The 4,622-nt window shown below is 41.3% G+C and carries 4 protein-coding genes and 2 pseudogenes (1 of these 6 running past the window's edge); all 6 read left to right on the forward strand.

Translation table 11 applies throughout. From position 1 onward, the window contains the following. Positions 1–331, forward strand: a pseudogene (locus tag V7659_RS20860) (aldehyde oxidase); the annotation flags it as partial. Then, positions 315–791 carry a (2Fe-2S)-binding protein gene (locus tag V7659_RS20865; protein ID WP_335541963.1) on the forward strand — a complete coding sequence of 159 codons (477 nt, stop codon included), beginning with the start codon at positions 315–317 and terminating at the stop codon, positions 789–791. The pseudogene V7659_RS20860 and the gene V7659_RS20865, both read left to right, overlap by 17 nt. Further along, positions 785–1,654, forward strand: coding sequence for an FAD binding domain-containing protein (locus tag V7659_RS20870; protein ID WP_335541958.1), 870 nt, complete (start codon positions 785–787; stop codon positions 1,652–1,654). Before V7659_RS20865 ends, V7659_RS20870 begins: the two co-directional genes overlap by 7 nt. A gap of 27 nt (positions 1,655–1,681) precedes the next feature. Beyond that, the gene (locus tag V7659_RS20875; RefSeq protein ID WP_335541960.1) at positions 1,682–2,476 is read left to right on the forward strand and encodes an XdhC family protein; all 795 of its coding nucleotides are present in this window, start codon (positions 1,682–1,684) and stop codon (positions 2,474–2,476) included. A 156-nt stretch (positions 2,477–2,632) separates the two neighbouring features. Beyond that, entirely contained in the window at positions 2,633–3,475 is an 843-nt protein-coding gene (locus tag V7659_RS20880; protein WP_335541962.1) for an aldo/keto reductase, read from the forward strand. 284 nt (positions 3,476–3,759) lie between these two features. Then, positions 3,760–4,622, forward strand: a pseudogene (locus V7659_RS20885) (L-cysteine desulfidase family protein) (it continues 397 nt past the right edge of the window).

Here is a 4,622-nt window from a genome sequence, read left to right on the forward strand (position 1 = left end):
AATTGACGGTGGTCTCGCTCAAGGGTTAGCGTACGGGTATTTAGAAAAGATGACGTCAAAGCAAGGCAGGATCCAACAAAAAAGCATATCGGATTATGGACCGCCGACTTCCTTGGACGTCGTTCCAATTGAAAGCAAGGTTTTTGATAACCCCTATGCTGATGGTCCATACGGGGCGAAGGGTGCGGGTGAATTGACATTAATCGGCGGCGCTCCAGCCGTCCAAGCGGCAATCGAGGATGCACTGCAAACTTCTTTTCAGCAAATTCCAATCACACCGGAAGTCATTATTGAAAGTCTCAGTAGAAAAGAAGGTGAAGAGGTTGATTAAATTTACACTAAATGGAAGAATTGTAGAAACCGATGCTCCTGCTACGGTAAGATTACTAGATTTAATAAGAGAAGAGTTTGAGTTAATCGGAACAAAGGAAGGCTGTGGTGAAGGCGAGTGCGGAGCCTGCAGTGTGTTTGTGAATAACCTCTTGCAAAACAGCTGCCTGATTCCTATTGGCTCGATTGATGGAGCCGATATTCAAACGATTGAAGGGATACTGGATACGGAACAATTTAAGATTTTAGATGAGAGCTATTCCAGTGCCGGGGGAGTGCAATGTGGCTATTGCATTCCGGGGATGATTATGGCAAGTGCCGCTTTGTTATCTAAAAACCCTCATCCTTCAGAGACTGACATACGTGAAGGGATTTCTGGAAATCTGTGCCGATGTACGGGCTACAATATGATTGTTGATGCGATCAATCAGGCAGCCAAAAAAGGTGATGGCTTATGGTAGAGAAAATAACCACGTATCGCTTTGATCGGTTAGACCAAACGCTGAGCCAATTGAATAATGAAGACTGTGTGATCATGGCCGGCGGCACCGATGTCATGGTTCTTCACAAAAGTGGAAGGGGAGTGCCTCTGAAATTCCCAAAACCGCTTGTTTTTATTGATCATCTTTCCGAATTAAAACAGGTCTATCAAAATCACAACGATCTCCACATCGGGGCATGCTGTACCTATAGTGAATTACTTGACCATCCGTCCATTCCACTGCCATTAAAAAATGCAATCAAGACGATTGCTGCCCCGGCAATAAGAAACCGAGGTACATTAGGCGGGAATATTTGCAATGCTTCTCCTGCTGGTGACACGTTGCCATTATTATATGTATACAACACAAAACTTTTGCTGCGCTCTGTAAATGGTGATCGAGTAGTGGCTATTAGCGATTTTATACAAGGTCCCCGACGGATAGGGCGGCATCAAAATGAGATTTTAGCTGAAATTATCTTACCCTCCGTTTTAGAAAAAGGTGCTCATGTTGTTTTTGAGAAAGTCGGCAACCGCAACGCAGATGCCATTGCCAAAGTAGGATTTGCAGGATATATCCGGATCAATGATGGTCGAATCGATGATGTGCGCTTTGCCTTCGGAGCGGTCGGACCTACGATGGTTCGTTCCGTGGATATTGAAAAAACGCTTATTGGAAAAACCATACCATTAGCCGATGCAGACATCGCTCAGGTTGTGGCAGCCTTCGAGAAGATCATTCGTCCAATCGACGATCAACGCTCCACAGCATTATACAGAAAAACTGTTGCATTAAATCTTTTACGATATTTCCTTAGCAGGAAGCAATATCAACCGAATTAATATTAAAAAGAAGGAGGTGAGCTATTCATGCTACTGATGGAAAAGGTGGCCATGCTGAACCGTCAAAACGAAAACTTTGCTCTAGCCGTAATCATTGAATCAAAGGGCTCAACTCCCCAGCATGTTGGAAAAATGATTGTTTACCGTGATGGTACGATTGAAGGCACTGTCGGAGGAGGCTTGGCTGAACATTATATCATCGAAGAGAGTGTTAAGGCGATCCAAGATGGCAAATCGAAAATCGTTGAATACAAATTGAATAAACATGCAAAAGACGGAATTCAAATGAATTGTGGCGGAACGTTGCGGGTGTTTATTGAAGTCTATAAAAGCAGGCCTGAACTCGTTCTATGCGGTGCCGGACATTTAGGCCATGCGTTGGCAAAGCTAGCCGATTTTCTTGAAATCCCTTATTGCGTTGTCGATGATCGCGTTGGTTATTGTACGAAGGAACGCTTTCCTAATGCGACAAACCTTTATGTGAACGAGGATATTGAAAAGGCTTTGCTGGCAGCCGGACTAAATGAGAACTCATACGTGGTGATTGTTACAAAAGATGGAGATGACATCGTCTTAAAAACTGCCCTGAAATTTCCGATTGCCTATGTTGGCATGGTCGCCAGCAAGCGCAAGGTCATAACAATTTATGAAAAATTAAAAAGTGAAGGGGTCAGTGAAGAACTGTTGGAACAGGTTCATTCTCCCATCGGTTTGAACATTGGATCGGAAACCACACAAGAAATTGCCGTCAGTATTATTGGGGAAATCATTAAGGTAAGTAAGGAAAAAAAGATGACGAAAGTTAAACAATTGAATAGATAAGGCGTATTTTGTTGTTTCGTTTAATGATTTGAGATAAAAGCATTTACCAGGAGAATCAAGTTCCGAGGTAAGTGTTTTTTGCTGTATACCTCATTTCATGAAAACTATTCAAAATTATGCTAATCTTAAGATATTACTGAGAGGAGTGATTAGATAATGAGTATAGACATTCCAGAGATCGCACTTAATGACGGACTAACTTTGCCGGTTATCGGGCTTGGTACATATAAGCTCAAAGGAAATGATGGGGTTAATTCTATCCAAAGTGCTATGGATATCGGATATCGACTAATAGATTCTGCTTATAATTATGAAAATGAAGGAACGGTAGGTGAAGCAGTTAGACGCAGTTCGGTTCCTAGAGAAGAGTTAAGGATTACTTCTAAATTACCAGGTCGTTATCAATTGTATAACAAAGCTGTAACGACGATTGAAGAATCCTTATACCGGGCCCATCTCGATTATTATGATTTGTATTTGATTCATTGGCCGAACCCAAAACAAGACCACTATGTGGAAGCGTGGCAAGCATTAATTGATGCAAAAGAGAAAGGGCTAATTCGTTCAATTGGTGTGTGTAATTTCTTGCCTGAACATATGGAGCGACTAGAAAAGGAAACGGGTGTTAAGCCCAGTGTAAACCAAATTGAATTACATCCTTACTTCAATCAAGCAAATCAAAGAAATTGGCATGAAGAAAATGAGATTAAGATTGAGTCTTGGAGCCCATTAGCTCGTGCCAATGATATTTTACATAATGACACTCTTCAAAGGCTTGCCAACCAGCACAATAAAACAATTTCACAAATAATTCTACGTTGGCATTATCAACTGGGGGCCATTTCGATCCCGAAATCTGCTTCCCCAACAAGGCAACATGAGAATATATCAATCTTTGACTTCACCTTAGATGAAACAGAAATGAGCCTAATTTCAGGATTAACTCGACTTGATGGAAGGATCAATAATCAAGACCCAGCAGTATACGAAGAATTTTAAACTAATAATGAACGTATCTATTTAACAACCTCCCCGCTTAATAAGGGGTGGTTGTTTGGTGTTCTTGTTGATTCTGATTTTGTATGTTAAAACATGCCGTTCTCGTTAGGGGAATCCTCTGGTAGAGGTTGTCCGATATCCTACAATTCAACAATGTGGTTACCTTGGAAATGGAAAATATGTACAACAGTTCCTCCAATATGCTCCTTTTTTTTAATGTGACAGGTACGCTATTATGGTATGATTTATTAAAAGTTATTTTAGAAAAACAGGTGGCGAACATATTGGGGAAGAACAAAATTTTAACGATATTGGAGAAAGAATTAGTGATTGCCCTTGGCTGCACGGAGCCAGTTGCAATTGCCTTGGCAGCAGCGACGGCTAAAAGTTATGTAACGGGACAAATAGAAGAGATTAAAGTAAAAGCTAGCGGAAATATTATTAAAAATGCCAAGTCTGTCGGGATTCCAGGAATGACCGCCAAAGGTCTTGATTTCGCTGCTGCACTTGGAGCAGTGTCTGGAGATCCAAATCAACAGTTAGAAGTTTTAAACGGGCTTACAATCGAGGATGAACGAATGGCGATAAAACTCATTGAAGAGGGTAAAGTAACAGCCGGACAAGCAGATACACCGAAAAGACTATATATTGAAGTGATTGTTCGAACAGATAAGCAGTGTTCGAGAGCGATAATTTCTGATAATCATACGAATATCACCTTAATCGAAGTGGATGGAATAGCTGTATACCGTGGTGGTTGTGAAAATATTGGGATTCAAACAGATGAAGAGGAATTAGAAGCGCTTACGATTAATGAAATCTATGAATGGGTACTTCAAGCAGACCTAACTGACTTAGGTCTAGTAAAAAAGAGTATTGAATTAAATCGAATGATTGGAATGGAAGGTCTTTCCGGAAATTATGGACTCAATGTCGGCAAAACAATTAAGGAAAATGTGAAAAAAGGAATCTTATCCGATGATTTAGCGACTTCGGCCATGTCTCTTGCTGCCGCTGGTTCAGATGCGAGAATGGCTGGTTCTATACTCCCGGTAATGGCGAATACAGGGAGTGGCAATCAGGGCATTGCTGTAACACTTCCGGTTGTAGCAGCGGCAGAGAAGCTACAAGTATCTGAGGAAAGGAT

The sequence above is a fragment of the Neobacillus drentensis genome (assembly GCF_036966985.1).
Classification (GTDB): domain Bacteria; phylum Bacillota; class Bacilli; order Bacillales; family Cytobacillaceae; genus Neobacillus; species Neobacillus drentensis_E.

Bases quoted from the DNA above. Each gene is read 5' to 3' on its own strand.
- V7659_RS20880 (WP_335541962.1), top strand. From the start codon at position 2,633: ATGAGTATAGACATTCCAGAGATCGCACTTAATGACGGACTAACTTTG.
- V7659_RS20870 (WP_335541958.1), top strand. From the start codon at position 785: ATGGTAGAGAAAATAACCACGTATCGCTTTGATCGGTTAGACCAAACG.
- V7659_RS20875 (WP_335541960.1), top strand. From the start codon at position 1,682: ATGCTACTGATGGAAAAGGTGGCCATGCTGAACCGTCAAAACGAAAAC.